Annotated in this window: 18 protein-coding genes; 3 read left to right on the top strand and 15 right to left on the bottom strand. The window is 54.1% G+C overall.

What is annotated here, in order from left to right; genetic code table 11:
• Positions 1-124: 124 nt before the first annotated feature.
• Positions 125-463, bottom strand: coding sequence for a helix-turn-helix domain-containing protein (locus tag ACGS9J_RS08055; RefSeq protein ID WP_442230435.1), 339 nt, complete (start codon positions 461-463; stop codon positions 125-127).
• A 267-nt stretch (positions 464-730) separates the two neighbouring features.
• On the opposite strand from ACGS9J_RS08055, the gene yjgA reads away from it, so the two are divergent.
• On the top strand, positions 731-1279 hold the full coding sequence (gene yjgA / locus ACGS9J_RS08050; protein ID WP_442230434.1) for a ribosome biogenesis factor YjgA: 549 nt from the start codon (positions 731-733) through the stop codon (positions 1277-1279).
• A 30-nt stretch (positions 1280-1309) separates the two neighbouring features.
• Here yjgA and ACGS9J_RS08045 read toward each other — a convergent pair whose 3' ends face one another.
• The 5 genes from ACGS9J_RS08045 to aaeX all read right to left on the bottom strand — a co-directional run bounded on the left by ACGS9J_RS08045 (position 1310) and on the right by aaeX (position 5420).
• The gene (locus tag ACGS9J_RS08045) at positions 1310-1609 is read right to left on the bottom strand and encodes a barstar family protein (RefSeq protein ID WP_442230433.1); all 300 of its coding nucleotides are present in this window, start codon (positions 1607-1609) and stop codon (positions 1310-1312) included.
• Between the two features lie 5 nt (positions 1610-1614).
• Positions 1615-2064 carry a ribonuclease gene (locus tag ACGS9J_RS08040; protein ID WP_442230432.1) on the bottom strand — a complete coding sequence of 150 codons (450 nt, stop codon included), beginning with the start codon at positions 2062-2064 and terminating at the stop codon, positions 1615-1617.
• Positions 2065-2306: 242 nt separating this feature from the next.
• Positions 2307-4274, bottom strand: coding sequence for a p-hydroxybenzoic acid efflux pump subunit AaeB (aaeB, locus tag ACGS9J_RS08035; protein ID WP_442230431.1), 1968 nt, complete (start codon positions 4272-4274; stop codon positions 2307-2309).
• Complete coding sequence (aaeA, locus tag ACGS9J_RS08030; protein ID WP_442230430.1) at positions 4274-5209, bottom strand: p-hydroxybenzoic acid efflux pump subunit AaeA; 936 nt, start codon at positions 5207-5209, stop codon at positions 4274-4276. The genes aaeB and aaeA overlap by 1 nt, the downstream gene beginning before the upstream one ends.
• A 7-nt stretch (positions 5210-5216) precedes the next feature.
• Positions 5217-5420 (bottom strand): p-hydroxybenzoic acid efflux pump operon protein AaeX, encoded by a 204-nt coding sequence (gene aaeX / locus ACGS9J_RS08025; RefSeq protein WP_442230429.1) that lies wholly within the window; start codon positions 5418-5420, stop codon positions 5217-5219.
• A gap of 318 nt (positions 5421-5738) precedes the next feature.
• Between aaeX and aaeR the strand changes: the two genes are divergently transcribed.
• Positions 5739-6650 carry an HTH-type transcriptional activator AaeR gene (aaeR, locus tag ACGS9J_RS08020; RefSeq protein WP_442230428.1) on the top strand — a complete coding sequence of 304 codons (912 nt, stop codon included), beginning with the start codon at positions 5739-5741 and terminating at the stop codon, positions 6648-6650.
• On the opposite strand, the gene ACGS9J_RS08015 is transcribed toward aaeR, so the two are convergent.
• Together ACGS9J_RS08015 and ACGS9J_RS08010 are read right to left on the bottom strand one after the other, a co-directional pair.
• On the bottom strand, positions 6613-6990 hold the full coding sequence (locus ACGS9J_RS08015) for a hypothetical protein (RefSeq protein WP_442230427.1): 378 nt from the start codon (positions 6988-6990) through the stop codon (positions 6613-6615). The two genes, aaeR and ACGS9J_RS08015, sit on opposite strands and share 38 nt — an antisense overlap.
• Positions 6987-7274 (bottom strand): zinc ribbon domain-containing protein, encoded by a 288-nt coding sequence (locus tag ACGS9J_RS08010; protein WP_442230426.1) that lies wholly within the window; start codon positions 7272-7274, stop codon positions 6987-6989. Before ACGS9J_RS08010 ends, ACGS9J_RS08015 begins: the two co-directional genes overlap by 4 nt.
• Positions 7275-7482: 208 nt before the next feature.
• Between ACGS9J_RS08010 and uriH the strand changes: the two genes are divergently transcribed.
• Entirely contained in the window at positions 7483-8427 is a 945-nt protein-coding gene (uriH, locus tag ACGS9J_RS08005; protein WP_442230425.1) for a uridine-preferring nucleoside hydrolase UriH, read from the top strand.
• A gap of 79 nt (positions 8428-8506) precedes the next feature.
• On the opposite strand, the gene ACGS9J_RS08000 is transcribed toward uriH, so the two are convergent.
• The 7 genes from ACGS9J_RS08000 to ACGS9J_RS07970 form a co-directional block, all read right to left on the bottom strand.
• Entirely contained in the window at positions 8507-9184 is a 678-nt protein-coding gene (locus ACGS9J_RS08000; protein ID WP_442230424.1) for a hypothetical protein, read from the bottom strand.
• Between the two features lie 52 nt (positions 9185-9236).
• Complete coding sequence (locus ACGS9J_RS07995) at positions 9237-9962, bottom strand: hypothetical protein (protein ID WP_442230423.1); 726 nt, start codon at positions 9960-9962, stop codon at positions 9237-9239.
• Between the two features lie 128 nt (positions 9963-10090).
• Positions 10091-10228 carry a hypothetical protein gene (locus ACGS9J_RS07990; protein ID WP_442230422.1) on the bottom strand — a complete coding sequence of 46 codons (138 nt, stop codon included), beginning with the start codon at positions 10226-10228 and terminating at the stop codon, positions 10091-10093.
• A 127-nt stretch (positions 10229-10355) separates the two neighbouring features.
• Positions 10356-10718 carry a hypothetical protein gene (locus tag ACGS9J_RS07985; RefSeq protein ID WP_442230421.1) on the bottom strand — a complete coding sequence of 121 codons (363 nt, stop codon included), beginning with the start codon at positions 10716-10718 and terminating at the stop codon, positions 10356-10358.
• 9 nt (positions 10719-10727) lie between these two features.
• The gene (locus ACGS9J_RS07980) at positions 10728-11411 is read right to left on the bottom strand and encodes a hypothetical protein (RefSeq protein WP_442230420.1); all 684 of its coding nucleotides are present in this window, start codon (positions 11409-11411) and stop codon (positions 10728-10730) included.
• Positions 11412-11635: 224 nt separating this feature from the next.
• Positions 11636-12175, bottom strand: coding sequence for a hypothetical protein (locus ACGS9J_RS07975; protein ID WP_442230419.1), 540 nt, complete (start codon positions 12173-12175; stop codon positions 11636-11638).
• Positions 12175-21651 (bottom strand): hemagglutinin repeat-containing protein, encoded by a 9477-nt coding sequence (locus ACGS9J_RS07970; protein WP_442230418.1) that lies wholly within the window; start codon positions 21649-21651, stop codon positions 12175-12177. Before ACGS9J_RS07970 ends, ACGS9J_RS07975 begins: the two co-directional genes overlap by 1 nt.
• Positions 21652-21661 lie beyond the last annotated feature (10 nt).

Here is a 21661-nt window from a genome sequence, read left to right as displayed (position 1 = left end):
GGTTGCGCGCGGAGTCACGCGCAAAAATCATGTGATTTATACTTTTGAGTCTAACAGGAACCGCGTGGAATTTCGCATAAAGCGAGTACTGGGGCACAGAATGGCCGCTAAAACGGCAGGCTTATCACTCAATCACCAATTTTACTGATTTGCCTATATTGGCGAGCATGTTGATCAGTGCATCAAGAGTAAATTTATCTGTTTTCCGGTTTACCACATCAGACACCCGCGGCCGTGAAGTATGCAAATGACGTGCGGCTTCCTCTTGTCGATACCCCTCTCCCTCTATCCACGCGCTTATTTCTCCCATCAGTTGTCTTTTAAGCGCAATGATATGTTCAATCTCTGCATTGGACTGCGTCTGCAACTCCCGAGCCTCGTCAGGGGCAAACCCCAGGTCAGCGAACACGTTGCCACCTCGTGGCGTAACATGCCTGGAATGGGTATCAATTGGTTTGGTCATTTTTTCTTACCCCGCTCTTCTATCGATCCGCCAACGGGGATCCACGCCAGTCAATGGTCTTTTCACTCTCATCATCCATGAGCACCCCTCCATATGTATAAAATTTTATACACTCATGGTGATAAAAACAACAAATCAAAAAATAACTGTCGGTTAATAAGGGCGATTTCTTGCTGCATCGGCAGCTATACTCAATCTGCTCTGGCGCGTAATTGGCGGGTTGCTGGACAACCTGTTAGGATTAGCCTCTTTTTAACGGAGCCTACCATGAACAAACAGCCTGAAGACTGGCTCGACGATGTCCCGGAGAACACGGACGAGGACGATGACGAGATTATCTGGGTCAGTAAAAGTGAAATTAAGCGTGATGCCGAAGCCCTGAAAGACCTGGGGACCGAACTGGTCGAACTGGGTAAAAATGCGCTGGAACGCATTCCGCTGGACGAAGATTTACGCGCTGCGATTGAACTGGCGCAGAAGATCAAGAAAGAAGGCCGCCGCCGTCAGCTGCAACTGATTGGCAAGATGCTGCGCGCCCGCGATGTAGAGCCGATTCAAACCGCGCTCGACAAGCTGAAGAACCGCCACAACCAACAGGTTTCGCTGTTCCACAAGCTGGAAGCACTGCGTGACCGTCTGGTAGAAGAAGGTGATGACGCGATCCCGTCTATCCTGGCGCTGTACCCGGAAGCCGATCGCCAGCAGCTGCGCTCACTGGTGCGTAACGCACAAAAAGAGAAAGCCGCTAACAAGCCGCCGAAAGCCTACCGTCAAATTTTCCAATACCTGCGCGATCTGGCCGAAACCGCCGAATAATCGCCGCCGTCACCACGGGATGAACCCGATTCATCCCCGGTGATGTGCAGGTTCCCCGCTGCTTTCACGGATATTGAAACGCAGGCTGCCTTCCAACTCTTCTTCCGCCTCTTCAAACAGCAGGATAATTGCGCCAAAGCGACGTTTGCTGCGGGCGTTGAGATGGGTAAATTCAATCTCGACCGGCAGGCCGATATCCGCCGTCACCACGTCCCACAACGCGTCAAGATTGGCGCCAAACGCCTCGCCCAGCGCAAACTTATGCGCGAAGTCGCGGTAAAACGCCGGCAAATCGTTTATCTGATTAAAATCGAACTCTACTTTTGCCATCAAGCTCACTCCACCCGAATGAAGTTTTTATAATGGTCACGCGTAACAAAAATCAGGCCATCACTGGAATACAGCAAACGATCGGCACCGCGCCGGCCGCATTGGTAATTGATATCCGCCTCGCGCCATACCCGGCTGCGAGCCGTAGGCAGTTGCCCTTCACGGTTTGAGAAACGATCGCCGCCAATCGCCTTGCCCGGCAGCACCGAACACAGATTGCCGTTACGTGCGTCCCATCCCTGCTCACGCGCCTGCTTCTTGGTGATGTAATAGTCCGGCAGCCGCTGATGCTGCTGCAGGTAGCTAACCACCCTTTTCTGCTGCGTCAGTTGGTCAATACTCTGGCCTTCGGCCACCGCCGGCACGTTGGTAATGGCCCGATCGTTACCGCGCATTGCGCTAAAACCGGCTATCACAACGGCGATGACTACCGCCACGAGGATCCGCTTGTTCATTGCTGTCCCTGAATTATGGCCGACAAGGGTGCATCAGCACCCATGCTAGTTGGATTTATAGATGAAAAGGATGAAGCAGAGATGACTGGCATGTAACGTTTTCACTTCAGGGAAACCGCGCCCAACAACCTGCATCACCCGTTCAAGCTAATCATGCCATTGTGCCGCGCGTCTGGCACTCAGTGCAACTCTGAAACAGGACTCTATCTGGCAAGTATAGCCCCGGCAGGGGTATTTGGCGTTCAGTCGATCAACGCGTGGCGATAGCGATGCAGCATGCCGGCCAGGCGTTTTACCGGTTCGGTCACACTGAGCGGCGCCTGATAATCCACCAGCTTTTGCTGATAGTCGTTCATTTCGTCCAGCAGCCGATCGTAATAGTAAGCGCGTTTCACGTCGTTCTTGGCCGAAACCATATGGTCGGCGGTGTTGCGGATCTGCTTATGGAAGGCCGAAAGCTCCTTGCTGGCCGGGATTTCCGCCCGCTGCATGCGTTGGTGAGCGATAATCAGATTCAGTGCCAGCCGGTACTTGGCGATGTCGTTCGGGAACATCATCAGCAATTGGTTAAGCTGCTGATACAGCGCCGGCAGGTGGTTTTGCCGACGGCGCGACGCCTTGGTGGTCAACGCCGATACCGCGCTGCCGACAAACTGGTTCAGCAGCGTGCGACCGGTGCGTTCGCGTGAATTATCGCGGATCAGCAACAGCACCATCAGCCCGACACAGCTGCCGAGGAACTGGCCGAGAGCACCGTCGAGGAACTGCGTAACGTTGAACTCCATCGGGTTGCTCAACACCAAAATGTTGATGGTCCCGGCCAGCAGGCCGAGCGAACCCAGCCGCCGTTTCTGTACTTCGATGCCGATGAAAAACGCCAGCAGGCCCAGACTGAGGCACAGCAGTAAAATGCTTTGCTGGGTCGCCGGCAGGATCACCATAAAGAACAGCGAGCCAACCGGGATTGCCGCCAGCATGCCCAGCACAAAGTCCATTGCGACCATACGCGGTGCCGGGGTACGCATCGCCAGCGAGGTGATCACCGCAATGATCACCATAAAACCGCTGCCGGAGGTCCAGCCGGTCCACAGCCACAGCAGGCTGCCAAAGGCCGTCGCCACAAAGGTGCGCAGGCCGTTAATCATCGCGTGGTGGCCTTCTGCCGACGTCGGTTTGATCACCACCTCACTGCTTAACACGCCTTCTTCCACCGCGCTGATACTGCTGTTGGTGCGCACGCCTTTAGCCAATAACAGATAACGCGTGGCCGCCCCAACCCAACTGGTAATGGTCAGCAAGGTTTCGTCGGTGCGGTTGGTGGTCAACACCTGGCGCAACAGCTTCATGCGTTTATGGATTTCCTGCGGGGTGTCCGCCGGTACCATCAGCAGTTCGCGGATGTTTTCTTTCACCGCATCCGGGTGATTCAGCAGGATTAAATACGTCTCACAGGCCTGAGTAATCAACGTCAGCGAAAGCGTATGCAGCGCCAGAACGCGACGGTTCACCTTTTGCCAGCGTGAAGACTCCATCATCAGGTTACTGCGCATGCCGTTCAGCGCCGTGGTGCTCTTCACCAGGTTACTCCAGGCACGGTCGATATCTTCTTTCTCGGCATCGCTGATACACATCTGCATCAAGCGGTACTGATCCACCAGCAGTTTATCCACTGCGCGTTCGATATCCTGTTTGATCGAACGCGGCGAGAACAACAGATCCGCCAGCACCGCACTGACGATGCCCAGCACGATCTCGCTGCAGCGCTCAATGGCGAACTGCGGCGCTTCCAACAGGTGAGATTCGCTGGTGGCAACCGTCACGATAATGATCAGCGCGGTATACCCGGCCAACCCCCAGGCGTAGGAGTTCTCGACTTTGATCAGTGAGGAGAGCCAGGTGCAAAAACCGGCCCAGATACAGCACAGCAGCAACATCACCACCGGCGCACGTGCCGTAGTGATGATAATCGCCAGGCCGACAAAGCAGCCGATAAAAGTGCCGATAATACGCAGCCAGCCACGGTGACGGATGGCGCCGGAGAAGGGTTCGCCACCCGCCGCAAAGGCCGGACCGGCGGCCACGATGGCAGCGGTCATCGCCGACCAACGTGGGGTTTCCAGATTGAGATGGAAGCCGACAAACAGCGCAAACACAATCGCAAAGCTGAGTTTGAAGGCAAATCTCAGCCGGATAAAGGTTGGGTTATTCATTAACCGAACTCACGCAGCCGATGCATCAAACGCACAAAAGGCGAGCCGCTGTCGGTAGCGCGATCGTTTTTGCCGGTGATCACCACGGTAGCAGTGGTGCCGGCCGGGTACGGATGCAGTTGGTCTTTGTCGTCCAGCAGGATTTTTACCGGCACGCGCTGCGCCAGACGCACCCACTCCAGGTTGCTGTCGATCGACGCCAGCCCTTTGCTGTTCACGGTGCTGCTGCTGTTATTGACGGCAGCGGCCACACTGTCGACGGTGCCGTGCATAATACGGTTACTGCCCAGCGGGGTGATTTCCGCACGGTCGCCTTTGTTCAGCCCATGCAGTTTGGTTTCTTCCAGATAAGCCAGAATGTAGAAACTGTTTTTCTTCACCAGCGCCACAGCGACGGAGCCACGCGTAATGTATTCACCGGCGTGTACGTTCAGGTTAGTGATCCAGCCATCAGCCGGTGCGCGCACCGTGGTGCGTTCCAGATCCAGCTTCGCCAGTTCACGGGTTGCTACGGCCTTCGCTAACTGATGCTCTACGGTTTGCAAAACGTTATTCGCCTGGTCGATCTCTTCTTGCGACATCGCCTGCACACCCAAGCGGACACGGCGACCGGCCTCACGTCTTTTCTCCGCGGCCAGCGTTTGGTAATAAGCGACGTCGGCGTTAGCTTCCGCCAAGGCCTGTTGGTAACGCGGCTGGTCGATCACCAGCAACACCTGCCCTTTCTTCACCATTTGGTTATCCACCAACGGTACGTCGGTCAACAGCCCGGTGACATCCGGCGCTATCGCCACCACGTCGGCGGTGAACTTGGCGTCACGCGTCCAGGGGGACTCGGTGTAAAACACCCAGGCTTTGAATACGGCAACGATCCCCAGCAGGACCAGAATCAAAGTGATCGCGATTCGGGTTATTTTTATTGAAAAATTTTTCACAGCGACCTCAAACGAAAAGACATGAAATCAGATAGAACAAACAGCAATACAGCGCGGTATTAAACAGCGCTGGATGCCAGACAAAATCGTAGATCCCAGTGGGTTGCAGCAGGCGGCGCAGCAAAAAGAACAGCGCCAGCGAGAGCAGCAACTCAAAAAATACCGGGGGAAACGACAGTCCGAAAATGACCATAACCGGAAGCAAACTCATCAATTTTTCCTTTATTGTTCACTGCACCGGGCGTTAATCTTTATTTCCATTCACATTCTCTTTACATTTTAGCCGACACGCGCCACAAATTCCGCCCCAGACAGGTTGTCCAGGCCACGAACCTGAAAAAAAGGTAAACTCTGGAACGTACATCCGCGATAGGGATTGCGAGGATACCGGAGGGATCGGTCACGATGACGCTGCCGATCGCACACGCGCGTTGGTAAGGTCTTTCCACCCGACCCCATTATATTAGCGTGCTTACTATCAACTCATCAACAATCTGTGATCTAAATCACTTTTAAGCCAGAGTGAATAATGGAAAGATTAAAACGGATGTCGGTATTCGCCAAAGTGGTTGAATGCGGGTCGTTTACTGCGGCAGCGCGCCAACTCGATATGAGCGTTTCCTCTATCAGCCAGACCGTCTCAAAACTGGAGAATGAGCTGCAGGTTAAGTTGCTTAACCGCAGTACGCGCAGCATTGGCCTGACGGAAGCCGGTAAAATCTATTATCAGGGTTGTCGGCGCATGTTGCTGGAAGTGAGCGAAGTGCACGAACAACTGTACGCGTTTAACAATACGCCGACCGGCACATTGCGCATTGGCAGCTCCTCCACCATGGCGCAAAACGTGCTGGCGACCATGACCGCCGATATGCTGAAAGAGTATCCCGGCCTGACGGTGAACCTGGTGACCGGTATCCCCGCGCCGGATCTGATCGCCGACGGATTGGACGTCGTGATCCGTACCGGTGCGCTGCAAGACTCCAGCCTGTTTTCCAAACGCCTGGGCTCGATGCCGATGGTGGTCTGCGCCGCAAAAAGCTATCTCAGCCAGCACGGCACGCCGCAAAAGCCCGGTGATATGGTCAACTTTTCCTGGCTGGAATACAGCGTGCGGCCGGACAGCGAATTCGAACTGATCGCGCCGGAAGGCATCAGCACCCGCATCTCGCCGCAGGGGCGTTTTGTCACCAACGATTCACAGACCATGATCCGCTGGCTGAAAGGCGGAGCGGGCATCGCCTATGCACCGCTGATGTGGGTGATCGAAGAGATCAAACGCGGTGAGATCGAGATCCTGTTTAAAAGCTATCATGCGGACCCTCGCCCGGTGTACGCGGTGTACACCGAGAAAGATAAGCTGCCGCTCAAGGTGCAGGTGTGCATCGACTACCTGAGCGACTACTTTAAACGCGTGGCGGAAGTCTATCAGGGGTATCGCTGAGCAAAAACCGGCGCGCTACAGCGCCAAGTACCAGCAGTGTCAGCATGCCCAGCCCCCAGATGAGCCAAACGGCGTATCCCGCCCAGGTGAGCAGCTGCGGGAAAGATCCCGCCAGCCAGCCGCCCAGTTGCTGCAGCAGCGGCAGCCCGCTGTCCAGCAGCGCCTGCGGCACCAGGCTGAGCAAACCGGTAAGCTGCGGTGCCAACTGGGCCGAACCGCTCTGTGCCAGCTCCGTCAGCGCAGGCAACCAGCTCAACACACTGGAAACGCCCCAGGCCAGCAGTGTCCATAACGCCATGGCCGCCAACAGCAGCACCACACTCCACCCGCGTCTTGTCATGGCGGCCCTCCGGCGGCGGCCTTGCCGCATTGCTGGCAGAAACGGCTGCCTGGCGGCAGCGGTGCCGAGCACCCGCTGCATGACACTGGCGCCATCTCAAAAGGCTGGCCGCAGCGGTGGCAGAAACGAGCCCCGGGCCGGTTAGGCGCCTGACATTGCAGGCATTGCGGCCCCTGATCGCCATGCTGGTTATAGCGGTTGCCATGATGCCCGCCCCCCAGCCCCGAACGTGAGTGTCCGCCACCAAAGCCGCCTTGCCCCAAAAGCTTTTTCAACATGCTCATCGCACTTCCCCTCTCTGCTTTACGCCAGGGCTCAATGTAAACCCTGGAGTAAACTCCAGGGTAAAGCGCTGCGGAGGGGATTTACGTTTAATTACATCGTCAGATCGGCAACGCTTTGATGTGGTTAACAAAAAGCATCATCTGTCATTACCTGGCCTGCCACCGCTGCGCTATGCTGCGGAGACCTCTCCCTGCATCAGGAATAAAAATGAAAAAAATCATACTGGATTGCGATCCGGGACATGACGATGCCATCGCCATGCTGCTGGCCTGGGGCAATCCACAGATCGACCTGCTGGCCGTCACCACCGTGGTGGGCAACCAAACGCTGGATAAGGTGACCCGTAACGCGCTGGCCGTCGCGCGCATCGCCAATATCACCGGCGTGCCCTTTGCCGCCGGCTGCCCGCGCCCGTTGGTACGTAAAATTGAGGTCGCACCCGATATTCATGGCGAGTCCGGCCTGGACGGCCCGGTTTTACCTGAGCCCAGGCTAACGCTGGAAACACGCCACGCGGTAGATTTGATTATCGACACCATCATGGCCCATCCACCGGGTAGCGTGACGCTGGTGCCGACCGGCGGCCTGACCAACATCGCCATGGCGGTGCGTAAAGAACCGCGCATTGCCGAACGGGTGAAGGAAGTAGTGCTGATGGGGGGCGGCTACCACGTAGGCAACTGGAGCGCCGTAGCGGAATTCAATATCAAGATCGATCCGGAGGCCGCGCACATCGTCTTCAATGAGAAATGGCCGCTGACCATGGTCGGGCTGGATCTGACCCATCAGGCACTCGCCACGCCGGAGGTGTGCGCACGTATTGCCGCCATCCATACCGGGCCGGCCAGGTTTGTCGGCGAATTGCTCGAATTCTTTGGCAAAATGTATCAACAGGCGCAGGGCTTCAGCGCCCCGCCGGTACACGACCCTTGCGCGGTGGCCTATGTCATCGACCCCGATGTGATGACGGTGCGTAAGGTCCCGGTGGATATTGAACTGACCGGAACCCTGACGCTGGGCATGACGGTAGCCGATTTCCGCGCAGCGCCGCCGCCCGACTGCCACACCCAGGTGGCAGTAAAACTGGATCAGGACAAGTTTTGGGATTTGGTGGTGGATGCTTTGGAGAGAATTGGGGACGTGAAGGTTTAAGCGGCGGTTATTAAAGGCGGTATTGGTGGGCCGAGTGACTTTGGATAGCACCCGGCCTGGTTTTATCGGGGAGAATAAACTAGTGCTTCAGTAATGCGGTTAATTTCCCATCCAACTGGCTAAGGCAGCTATCCATATATTCAGTAGTGACCTGTTTCACCATCGCATAATCACTGGCTTGCCATTGTGTCAGTGATGCCGAACGCGGGGTTGGGCTGCATTTAAATTGGTCAAAGGCTGAGAACATGTTCCCCCCCTCCGGCCGTTTATAAAAGGTAACGGCATAGCGTAGTTCGAATTGAGTATCACTTTTCGCCAGCTCCTGATACACCAGTAGCCACATGGCGGGGGTGATATTCAAATTATTCTTGTAACTGTAACCAGCACCGTTCTTTTGCAACCAGTCGGCGATAACAACCTTGGCCTTAGGCACCAAATAGCTTTTGGTCGGTTCTGGCAAAGTATCTACGCTGCTGCCTTTCAACGTATCCTTGCTGAAGGTACTGGCAGAAAGACCGCCAGCAAGCACCGAACTTAAAACTGACAGCCCCACACCGACACCTGTATCGGCCTGCGTAACAATACGCAGCTTGGTATCAGCATGTTGATTATTATTATTTTCAGGTAGAGCAAAGAAAGTCTTCACACCAATGCTATTGCCATTAGCGGCAGTGACTTTTTCTACATTATTGGTTGATGAACAGGCAGTTAATAACAGCAAACTGCTCGTCATGGAAACACACAGAACTTTTTTCATTACTGTTCCTTGTTAGTAAAATCCCAACATCATGTTGGGTATTTATTAATCTTTATAATTTTCCGTTTTTCATGGCTTCCAAATCTGAAGCCAACAACCTCAAATTGCTTTCTTTACCAAACTCAATAATACATCCATCAAGCTTACTTTTAACGACATCCTTCACTTTCTGATATCCACTCAATGACCACTCGTCTAGTGGATAGGAACCCGTTGTAAACGAACAGTCAAATTTATACTTACCTGGACTTGATGTAGAAACATTCATCGTATAAATGAGTTCATAATTACTACTTCCGGCCAGTTCAGTATATACCAAGTAAAATTTCAAATACCTTACACTCAGCGGATAGTTTTGGTAGTCAGCCTTATCTTTAACATAAAGACTATCTTTTATCACCCTATTAACATTAGGCAAAAAGTAATCAACCGATGGATTCCCAACGGTATTTATTTCACTCCCTTTTAAATCATGTTTACTGAATGTTGTTTGTGACGTATTACCGCCAAATAAAGCTGTTAGAACAAAAGTAGCGGCTTTAGCTGCCACCACACTTGAAGTATTGCTCTTAGTAATGACTCGCAATACAGCATCTGATGGAACCTGATAGTCAGTCTCTAAAAGCTGAAAGCTCTGAGTTTTAACATAACCACCTGATTTTAAGTTAATAACCTCCTCATTACTTATTTTACTTAATGGTTTTTCCGGCCCTGTACTGGCGCAACCGAACAAAAGAAACGTTAATAAACAAACAGATTTTGCACTTCCATATTGCATAAATTATCCTTATTAAAACAATATAATAAAAAACTTATAAAACTCCTTATTTAACATTACTCTATGCCAATTCATAAATTACCCAACCATAATTCTTGATGACATTAATATGCTAATATACCCTCAAGCTACACGTCTTTTTTCAGGAACTCGAAGATGCGTTTATAGACGATCTCGCCAATCAGCCGGTTCTGTTCTTTCTTCTTGTCGAAGATCGGCCCGATGCTGCCATTGGCGTTATCCGTATCCCGGCTCAGTTGTTCCACATCTTGCTGCTGAACAACTGGAGATCACCGCCACGTCCGGAGTGATCCGGTAGCAAAGGCGGGAATATTAGGTTTTCAGGGCATAAAAGCAAAGCTCTCGGCCAGTTGACCGGGATTCTCACGAGGTCTAGATTAGATCTTCACCATTTAAAAGCATAATGATATTTCCTTCCCCTAATTCTTGCCTGAATACATCTGCTATTCCAGAAGTATTCAACTCAGGGAAGGATTTATCATTCACTGCAATCAAAAAATAAGACTTTGGCTCTTTTAGTCCAAACTCATCAGCAATTAATAACTTAGTCTCTTGATTGTACTTTTCAACACGATCATCAATCAGCGCAAGCTGTTGGCGACTTAAAATTGTATGTGGATCAAACATAAGATACGGGCCATCAAAGAGATGGTCGTACCTTGCTCTCACCACACTTAACCTTTCCCTCAGCTCATCAATACTTATTGATGTGTAACACGCTATATCAATTGACATTTACCCACCTTACTTAAGTCGGATTGGCTTTCCTGACTGGTCGATGACAATAACCTTCTCTAACCCTTTGATTGACCAATCACTAAACTGTTTTTGCAAATCACTAACACTTGCTTTTGTATCCGCCAAGTTGATAACAACATTGTTTGTTTGACCACTATTCACTTTTTCTAAGGCTCGGTCATAAATATTACGAACTGAGTTTGTTTTAGGCGCGATATTATCGAACACCTCACCATTAATTTTATAATCTGGATTTTTAACCCCCGGAGTTACTGGATTCTGTTCAACATGATAACCATTTTGAGACAGGAGCTCCGCCTCCTCATTTTCTCGTTGCAGTGAACGTATATTTTCTGCTGAGGCATTCGGCGGCAGTTTAGTTGGCTGGCCACTTAAAGAACCTGTTGTACCTTTTCCAACATTCTTAGCCGCATTAGCCGCCGCAGCTTCAGCTTTCGCCGCCGTCGCCTCAGCCGCTGTCTTACCGATACCTACTGCGCCGCCAGCCCCAACACCGCCCGGCACGATGGCTTCCGACATCTGGATACCGGCATTATTCAGGCACAGCACCACATTACCCGCACAGGCTTGTATCGCCGCCTTGGCTGCTGCCGCTAGTTCCGGAGTCGCTGCTGCCAGAACGCCACCGCCAAGACCCGCAGGAAGCGCCACCATCAGCGCATCATTCATCGCCAGCCCTTTCTGGCACGACGCTGAACCCGGATTGTCTGCGCATGACGCGATATTCTTGCCGTGTTCCTGCACGAACTTGGTTTGGGTGTCTTCGTTACCACCCAGCAGGTTATTCTCAACAACAACTCACCCTGACATAAACCTGCGTGGCGAACCCACTTTTTCCCAGTCCACTCAGCAGCTTACAACCAAGATCCCGGCGACTTGGCCGGGATGACTTACTAACCAACTGCTTCAAAAAAACTTTCTATTTCTTCTTGTGTTAACTTGTCCAAAAATAAATTAGTAATATTTCTTCCATCATCGGTACCTAAATAAAAGTTATCACTACATTTTATCCATTTAGTATTCTCTGCATTCCCACCAATTACCAACAAGATGGATTCCAAGGATATAAATGCTTGGATATCAAGACTAAAGTCATCAATAAAACGATCACTAAAATCATCACTCCCTGAATACTTCCATAGATCTAAATTAACAACAGGAAGCCCATATGCATCTCCTGAAAAATTTGCTGATAGGCTATCTACCTTATAGACAGATTCAGGATCCATGATTACTAATGAGATAGACGATAAAAATCCATTTTCAGGCAGCACAGCCAGTTCAAGTAGGCTTTTTTTGCCATTCCCAGTTCGCCAATACAAAGGAGGAAGCCCTTTAGGATCAAGGATTTTTATATCAACAGGGACGTAACCATCAATAGTAATGGTTATGTTATTAGGTTCATTAACAACTTTATCGACAGTTAGTATCATTATTTATACAACGCATGTTTTAATACTGGATAAGGATCTGTAGGCCGCTGGCTAAATATTAGCTCCCAGCGCCCAACCTGCATTTTTTCGTTAAACTTAAGGCCCTGTGAGGATGCATCTTTAACCGCAACCTGAAGGCTGGTTAACATAGCCTGGCTTCCCTCAGTAGTACTGTGAGACAACCCATTCCGCGTTAAGTATTCGCCCATATGTTTAGTGGCATTTGGGTTAACCCAAACAGTTTGTCCATTAACATTTAACTCAAAAGATTTTGGGATAGAAGTTCCTGGTATCGCTGGTTGAGTTGCCTTAATTGAGTCAAAAACGGTTCCGGTTGGCAAGTTACTATTGTTACTATGCTTCGCCGCATTAGCCGCCGCAGCCTCAGCTTTCGCCGCCGTCGCCTCTGCCGCTGTCTTACCGATACCTACAGCGCCGCCAGCCCCAACACCGCCCGGCACGATAGCTTCCGACATCTGGATACCGGCATTATTCAAGCATAGCACCACATTACCCGCACAGGCTTGTACCACCGCCTTGGCTGCTGCCGCTAGTTCCGGAGTCGCTGCTGCCAGAACGCCACCGCCAAGACCCGCAGGAAGCGCCACCATTAGCGCATCATTCATCGCCAGCCCTTTCTGGCACGACGCTGAACCCGGATTGTCTGCGCATGATGCGATATTCTTGCCATGCTCCTGCACGAACCTGGTCTGGGTCTCTTCATTACCACCCAGCAGGTTATTCTCCACCACCGTCTTACCGGTCTGCGCCCCCGCGATTGCATCGGCACTGTTGTCGCCAATTAACCCGCCAGCCAGGCCCGCGGCCAATGCCGCCAATGCCGAAACCGTCTGCTTCTCCGTTTCGCTCAGTTCACTTACTGGCTTTTCGTAAGCATTGCTCGCGATCATGCCGATAAGCTCGCCGGTTACAGCACCACCTGCACCAACCAACGCGCTATTGCCCTGCGCTGCCGCCAGCGCACCATTAACCGCCGCATGTGCCAGCACCCGCGTAGCTGGATCCTTGATGCTGTTTGCTATGACTCTGGTTATATAAGGTGCAGCCCCATTAGCCAAGGCGCCTGTCAAATCGCCACCCGACAGCCCTTGAACTACCGCTGTAGCTGCCTGCATCGCACGCTGCACCTTACCACCCGTGCCATAACCCGACTGACTAAACGCCTGGTCATACGCCGTCTGATAAATTTTCTCGTTGATATCCTTATCGGTGATGACCTTGCCGAGTTTTTCTTTCGCCAGCTTCTCCGCCGCAGTCTTGCGATCGGCATCCGTGACGTTATTCATTTTTTCGTTGGCAGCTTTGGTCGCGGTAATCGCCCCCTCGGTCCGGGCAATGTCCATAGCCTGGTTGCCGATCTCACCAATCAGCTGCGCCTGCTTCAGCCGGTTCTGCTCTTTCTCCTTGTCGAAGATCGGCCCGATGCTGCCATTGGCGTTATCCGTATCCCGGCTCAGCTGTTCCACATCTTGCTGCTGGTTGGCCTGGTCACGAATAACCACGCTACCGCCCGACACCGCCGCCCTGGTCGTGCCTTCTGCGTGCCCTTTGTTGCCCGCGCCGGAAAGTGCCGCGCCCGCCAAATTGGTCAGCAGATCTGACCCCACCGGGCCACCGCTGCTGATGCTGCCCCCCTGATGCTCGGCCTTGAAATCCGCCTGATTATGGATATCACTAAAGCCCAGGGTGCCGGTATCAAGACTGTTTTTATCTGCTGTGGCAGTACTGGCAATGACCGCACCGTCCAACTGCGTATGTTCGCCAACCTTAACATCATAGCCGCCCTTGCCGGCAAATATGCCGGTTTGCTCCTGCACGCTGTCATAATTGCTGTACAGTTTGTCACGGCTCATACTCAGGCTGGCCGAGCCGCCAGTACCGAAGATAGCCACACTGACACCGCCGCTGACGCTGCTCTGTTTAGCGTCATAGTTGTCGCTATCCTGCTGGCTCTGCATTATCAGGTTACGTCCGGTATCCACCTCCACCCTTTCGCCACTGACTTGTGCCCCTGACAATTGGGTATCCCGGCGACTGTGCGTTGACAGCGTGCCACCGGTGTCGATTGTCGTCTCGGTCCAAAACGTTCCATCGCCATGCTCACTGCCCTGGCTTTTGTTGGCATTGGCGAAGACGCTCAATCCCGTCTGTTTTCCCACACCAATGCTGACACCGATATTGCCGCCGCTGCTCTTGTTGCTCCCTTCGGTCTTTTGGCTATTGGCTGCGCCCAACAGCAATAAGTCGCGCTCGGCGTTCAGGGTGCTGTTTCCCCCCGCTTTAAACTGGCTCCCCGCCACAACAATGTCACCGCTGTTGGCAGTATTGCCCTTGCCGGTCGCCGTCACCTGCAGGTTATTACCGACATTGAATGTTGAACCTGTGACGTTAGTTTGTTCCTGGTGTTGTTTCGACGACGATTTCTGAGTGCCAAGGGAAACACTGATCCCCACCATACTGCCTTCTTCAGTATCGGTATCGCCGACGTCTGCCAATCGGCCCGCCTGAACGGCCTGCACACCGGATAATGCCGCTTTGGTCCCCTGTAATGCAGCCAGTCGACCATCTGTCTCCTGCCTGGCCTGCTGGGCCGTGGTCACCGCACTATTAATCGCACTGCCAACCGTACCGGACAGCGCCAGACTCAGGCCACTCTGCTTTTGCTCGAAGGTTTCGTCACGGCGACGAATATCCTGACCCGGATCGATATGAACGCTATCTCCCGTCACCGACAGGTTCTTATCCGCAATCACATCTGCACCGCTGATGTGCACCTTGCCGCGCGCCTCAATATCCACGCTGTCGCCGGTCGAGCCGATGGTGCTGACGCTTTGGCTTTGGGTGGTGCCGTCTTCATTCAATTGATGGCGATAAGATTTACTGCCGAAGGTCACACCGATACCGCCGCCGCTGAACATGCCGCTGGTTTTTTTCTCGTTCAGCCGATAACGGGATTGCTCCTCGGTGGCGGCCAAAATATCGATGTTATTGTCGGCCTTTAATGTGACCTTACCGTCGCCCACCACCGTCGAGCCGCGGAATTTCAGGTCGTTATCGGCGTTTAACGAGATGTTGTCGCCACTCAGCAACGCCCCTTTCTCGTGGGTTGCGTAGTCTTCCTCCACCGTATGGGTGGTGGTTTTGGACATGAACCCTTTCTTGACCTTGGTCTCTTCGAAGAAGCTATAGTCGCTTTCGGTGACGCTGTTAACCGCGATATCATGCTCGGCGTTAACTACCAACCCTCTACTTACCTGCACCTGCGTGCCGTTGAAAATGGCGTCATGCCCCGCCTCAACGTCCAAACTGCCGGCGGCGATTTCGGTAACCTGTTGGCGCACGGATTCTTTGACTCGTTGCTGACCACCGCCGTGGCTTGCCTGATATTCCCGGCTTTCCTCACTGTTAAGATTTACGTTGCGTTCGCCACTCAGGAGGATGTTTTTATCCGCCACCAGCGCCGCTGCCTGCGAGTTCAAATCGCGTTCGGTATGTAACTGCATACTTCCGTTACTGGTGAGAATGCTGCGAGTGGCACCGCTGCGGATGTGCTCGCTGTTATTAGTTTTATCAATAGATTCTGTACGATTGGCAAGCAGGTTGATATCACCAGTCGCCCGCAGGCCCATCGCGCCGCCGGAGGTAACCTGAGCCCCGATAACATCGATATTTTTGTCGGCCTGCATGCTCAATGTATCCCCGGCGAGGATGACGGCAGTATCACCGACTTCAGTACGTGACAGCGACAATGTCTGGCCGCCCTGGGTACCCGTGGCATCCCACTGGCGGACCTGCGTTTTATTGATAATGCTGCCATCCAGGCTTTCCATCGCGATCCGTTGCCCGCTGATGGTCGAGCCGATATTGCTGATATCGCCGATGGCGCTGAGCTGCAAGTTGCCAGCTGCATCGAACAGCCCCTGATTAAGGTTGCTGATGCCTGTTTTGCTGCCGACGTTCAGCCGTTCTCCCCCCTGCAGCGTGCTGCCGTCATTGCGAATGCTGCCGCCGTTCAGGTTAACGCTGTTGCCGGTGATCACGCTGCCGTTGAGCGATGCAACGTCACCCTTGGCCAAATAGAGTTTTGGCGCCAGCACCCTTTGGCCATTGACCGTCACCTTTTCCCACCAGACGATGCTCTTATCCAGTTGCGAAACCTGAGCCGGCGTCAGGCTAACGCCAAACTGCAGGTTCAGGCCGCTCTGCGCTTGTGCCGCGTTGTCGATCAGTTGCTGCATCTGCGCCAGATCGGAGCCGATACCCTTGAGGTAGCGCTTGCCGGTCTGGCTGAGCATGGCGTTGCTGATGTAACGGGTATCGAACGCCGCGTCCCCGAGGAAGCGGTAGTCGTAATCTGGGTTTAATTTCAGGCGGTCGAGGAAATAGGCCGAACCGATAAACTGTTTTTCATCGGTGAAACGGCTGTCGTTTTCACGCGGGGCAGCGCCCGGCTGTTGGCCCAACATGGCGTAGAGCTCGTTGAACAAGCTGCCGTCCAACTGCCCCAGACCGTCCAGCTTGGGGTTGGTGGTGATCAGATAGGGGCTATTGGGATCCCCGGTAACGACAAAGCGGCCGCTGTCACCGCTCGGCAACGGGTAATCCGCCAGGGCTACGGCGTTGTCACCGAGTGAACCCAGGGCTGCCTGCAGGTTGTCTTTCCACTCCGGCGTACCGAAGGCCACGCTCTGATCTTCCGCCAGCGCCTGCGGTTGCACACCGCTGACGGCCTCCGGTTGCGACAGGCTGTCCAGCGTTGGCCGGGTCAGCGTGTGGCTCAGGCTGCCGGCATTAGGAGTAACGGCAGTGTTGCTGATAGTGTCGCTAAAGCTGGCATTGACTGCGCCACCGGCCTGAATCACGCTGCGGTAAACAGCGGTGTTTTCATTCTGGTATTCTGGCTGACCGGTTAAGCGGTACTGAATGGGGGTATTGACGTTATCACGGATGTAATTGCCGCTCTTTTTGAAGTCAGCCAGCGAGCGGTGCTTGTCGAAATCATACTGTGCGATTTCGCCGTCATAGCGGTAATTCAGGTATTTATTCTGGCTTCCTGCTTGAGTGCTCTCATTATTCAGCGAGCCGCCACTCAGCGAGATATCACCATTAGCCAACATATCGCTGGCGATATTGTCAAAACGCATCAGGGTGCCAAGAATATCTTTTCCTGCCGCAATGCGCCCGGCTCCACCGTTCGCAGTGACGGTTATCTTGGATGATTCAACCAGAATTTTTTTGTCCACTGCGGGAGCTTTGGGGGCTAAATAATAGTAATCATCAACTGATCCGTTGCCATGCCCCATGCTACCGCCGGTACGCACAGTTTTGATGTAATAACCCAACTCGCTTTCAGCCAAATCTCCCAGCTTCATATTGACCAACGTCTGGCCGTTCCACAGCGGATCCTTTGCTGCCGTCTGCTTTTCTGTGCTCACCGACCAACCATCGCGCTGATTAAGCAAGTGCGCGGTGTTGATCTGAATATCGCCCTTTTCGGTTTCGATGGTGCCGGAGGTGTTGACGATTTCGCTGTTGGCGTGGCCGTCGGCGTCTTTCTGCATCCACAGGTTTTTGCCCGCCAGGATGTCGCCACGCTGGTTGGTGATACGGTCCGCCAGTAGATTCATATCGCCACCGGCGTACAACATGCCGCTGTTGATCAATTGGTTAGCGGCACTCAACAGCAGATCACCGGCGGTGCCGATAAAGCCGTTATTACTGATGTCGCCACGGCTCAGCAACTGCACCCATCCGCCCGACTGCAAACTGGCGGTGCTGTTTTGCGTAATGCCGGCCGCTTCGAGACGCACGTCACCGCTGCCGCCGCGCACGGTACCGGCCTGGGTCAACTGACCACCGCTGCGCAACGTGATGCTCTGGCCCTGGGTGGTACTCTGCAGCAAAATGTCGCCGTCGGTTTCAAGCGTCAGTTTTTTGCCTGCCGCCAAGGTCCCGTTCTGAGTGAAGGCCTCCTTCAGCGCCAGCGTAATGTTGCCCAACGCCACCAGTTGGCCGTATTGATTCAGCAAAGTGCTGGCCAGTGTGGTATCGCCACCGCTGAGCAGCTTGCCGCTGCTCTGGTTATCAATCTGCCGCGCTTTAAGGTTCATCTGGCTGGTGGCCAGCAGCGTGCCGGCGTTATCCAGCCTGTCCGCCTTCAGGGTTAAATTACCGCCCTGCAACGTGCCCGTATTATTCAGACTATCGAGCGTGAGCTGGTTATCACCGGTGGTGCTCAATGTGCCGCTGTTATCCAATTTGGTGCCGTTAAACGTCAGGCTATTAGCCTGTAGCCAACCGCTGTTGTTCAGCGTCGGCGTTTGCAGATCCAGTGCGCCGCCAACGATCATTTTGCCTGAGTTGATCAACTGACGATCCAATTGCAGCACGCTGCCGCCATCCCCCTGCAGATCTCCAAGGTTGCTCAGTTCCGCCGCCTCTATCCGCAAGGTTCCCAGACTGCGTACATGGCCGCCGGCCAGGTTATGGAATACGCCGCTCAGTGCGGTCTCAAGGCCTGTCTGCCCCTGTAGCCTGCCGCCGTTGGTCAGCTCGGTGGCCTTTAACTTAAGCTCCTCCGCCTGTATATGGCCTTGATTATTCAACGTCGACGCTGTCAGATCCGCTTCACCGCGGGAGAAGATCTTGCTGTTAACGCCGGTATTCAGGCTGTCACTGAGATCCAACCGGATCCCTTTGCCTGCCTGTAGCATGCCTTTATGATCCAACTGCTGGGCCGTCAGCGTAATACGATCGCCCTGCCATAATCCGTCGTTATCGACCATCGCCGCACTGGCCGTCAGTTCACCGTCGCTGAGCAGCTTGCCGCTGGCGGTGTTGTGCAGATCCTGTTGCAGTTGCAACGCCAACTGCCGTAGACCAATCAGGTTGCCGCTGTTGTTCAACGCGTTAGCCGTAACAGTGGTTGCCGTACCTTGCGCTTCCCCCTGATTGCCGATGCTGTCAGCCGAAAGCTGCAATGTGCCTTCGCTGAACACCTTGCCGTCGTTGTTCAGCCTGGCAGCCGCCAGTGTCAGCGGCCCTTCGCTCAACACTTGCCCGCTATTCTCCAGCGTCTGTTCAACCGTTGCCGTCAGTCCATTTTCACCCAATGCGCTGCCGCTGTTATCCCAACGTTGTACGCCAATCTCAAGGCTCTGCCCCTGTAGCTTGCCGGCGTTATTCAGTAGCCCCCCATGCAGCGCCAGCGCACCACCGGCCAGGACTCGCCCCGTCAGTCGGTTTTGCAGTTCTTTGCTGGTGATATCCGCCAGTCCCCTGGCCTGTATCAGCCCACTGTTCTCCAGGTTTTCCGCCGTGAGCGTCGTGCTGTTCGCCACCAGGGTGCCGGTGTTATTCAGCGTAGGAACCTTTATCGTCAGCGCATCGTCCGCCACCAGCTTGCCCTGATTATCCACCTTGCCGCTAAGGCCCAGCGCTATCTCGGATGCACCGATCTGCCCGCTGTTGACCAGAGTCTCGCCGTTCACCACCAGCCGTTTGCCGGCCAGCAATTCGCTCTGCTGATCGAGCCGATTGACCTTCAACGTGATGCCATTATCGGCCTGCAGGTGCCCACGCTGGCGCAGAGAGTCCCCGCGCCAGTCAATGTTGCGAGCATCTATTTTGCCGTCGCTATCCGCCGTGGCGGCGGAAAAGTTCAGATCCCCCAAAGTGTTAAACACGCCGGCCAGCTGCGCGTCTTGCGCAACCTTGAGCGTCATGTCCTGTTTGGACTGGGTGCGGGCGCCGGCGGTGGTCAACAATTTCTGAGTGTCGATCGTCAGGGCGAGTTCGCTGGAAAGCAGCCCGCCGAGCTGTATGTTATTAGCCTGGAGGGTGATGTTGTTGTCACTCAGCAACGATGAGCCCTGTAGCGTGCTCAGTACACCGCTGTTTAGGGTAACGCCCTGCTTGCCGCTGGCGCTGCCGGCAAGTAAGAACTCACCGGCCTGTATCGTTAAGGGGCCATAGGCGGACAGTGAACCACCGACATTGAGCTTGTCACGAACCTGCAGATCGAGTTGTTGTTTGGCTCCGATAGCGCCTTGATTGTCGACACCGTTGGCAGTAATCCTCTGCACACCGCCCGCTTGCAACTGCCCCCGATTATCAAGCTGGTCGAGGGTCAGGCTCTGTGCGCCCAGCGCCTGTATCCGCGCGCTGTTGTTCAGGTTCTGTGTCTGAATGCGGCTATCGCGATTAGCAGCCAATTGGCCGCTGCTGCTGAGGTTATTAGCTTGCAGGTGCAGATCGCGTCCGGCAGTCAGCGTGCCCTGCCAGTCGCCGTCACCGTTAAGCGTCAGGCTGATGTCGCTCTCGGCAGTCAGGCTGCTGTCTTTAGCACTGCTCAGGGTGCCTGCGGTCAACTGCAGTTTGCCGTCAGTACTGGCTTTGCCCACCTGTAATTTGCCGGCGGCGGTGAGCTGCATATCGCCTTTGGCGTTCAACGTGGCTTTATCCAGGGCCAGATCACCGCGGCTGTTCAGGGTCATCGTCTGGTCAGCTTGCTGGTTGCCGCTCAGCGTCATTCCCGCCGCCGTGGCATTCAGGCTCCCCTGCGCCAGGGTATTATTCAGCCGCAGGTGCCCATTGGCATCCAACTGAATATCGCCTTCACGCGCGTTGAGGTTGCCGAGGTTGACCCCCACACCGGTTTCACTGGAGACCAGATGGATGCGGTTGGCGTACATGCCGCCAAGCGCGCCGGTGTCGATAGCCACCCTGGGGGCGTCGCCGTTGCCGGCAATCGCCGTGGCCTTGCCGCTCGCATCCACCCGATTGGCCCCGAGCGTGATGCTGACGTCTTTGGCATGCAGTTGCGCGTTGATCTCGGTCGCACGGGCGATCAAGGCAAATTTGTCGCTCTTGCTGGCGTCCAGCCCCTTGCCCTGCACGGTGATCGCCCCTTGGGTGACTTCCAGTGCCTGCAACTTGCCGTCGGCGCCCAGCACCGGCTTGCCGGTCGTCAGCGTCACGTTCGGGGTATTGATGAAACCGCAGCCGTCGCAAGTAATGCCGTAAGGGTTCGCGACCATCACGCTGGCCTGCTTGCCTGCCACCTCCAGGTAACCCTGCAGCTGTGAAGGATTCGGCGCCACCACCTCATTGATGATGCCCTGCGCTTCCTTGCCGGCCTGCAGATTGGGGTTGTTCTGAATCAGCCCGCCAAGCTGGCTCTGATTGAGTTGGCCGGTGGCGTTGTTGAGGATCATCCCCTCTTTGCCGACGTTGAAATCGTTGTATTTGTTATGCGAAATGCCGGCCTGATTGGGCGTGGCGATATTGACCACCGGCACGCCATTGGCCGCCTGATCAACCCGGGTATTACCCTCGGCGACGTTGATGCCTTCGGCCAGCACCGGCAGCAGCGGCTGCCCGGCCAGCAAGGTGCACAGGGTGTAGCTCAGCAGACGCTGAGTTATATTAAGCTTTTGATTATAATTATGTTTCATCCTTGAAACC

It is taken from the genome of Serratia quinivorans (assembly GCF_052113645.1).
GTDB lineage: Bacteria > Pseudomonadota > Gammaproteobacteria > Enterobacterales > Enterobacteriaceae > Serratia > Serratia quinivorans_B.
Note: the sequence above shows the minus strand (reverse complement) of the source record. Positions and strands in the feature narration are given on the sequence as shown.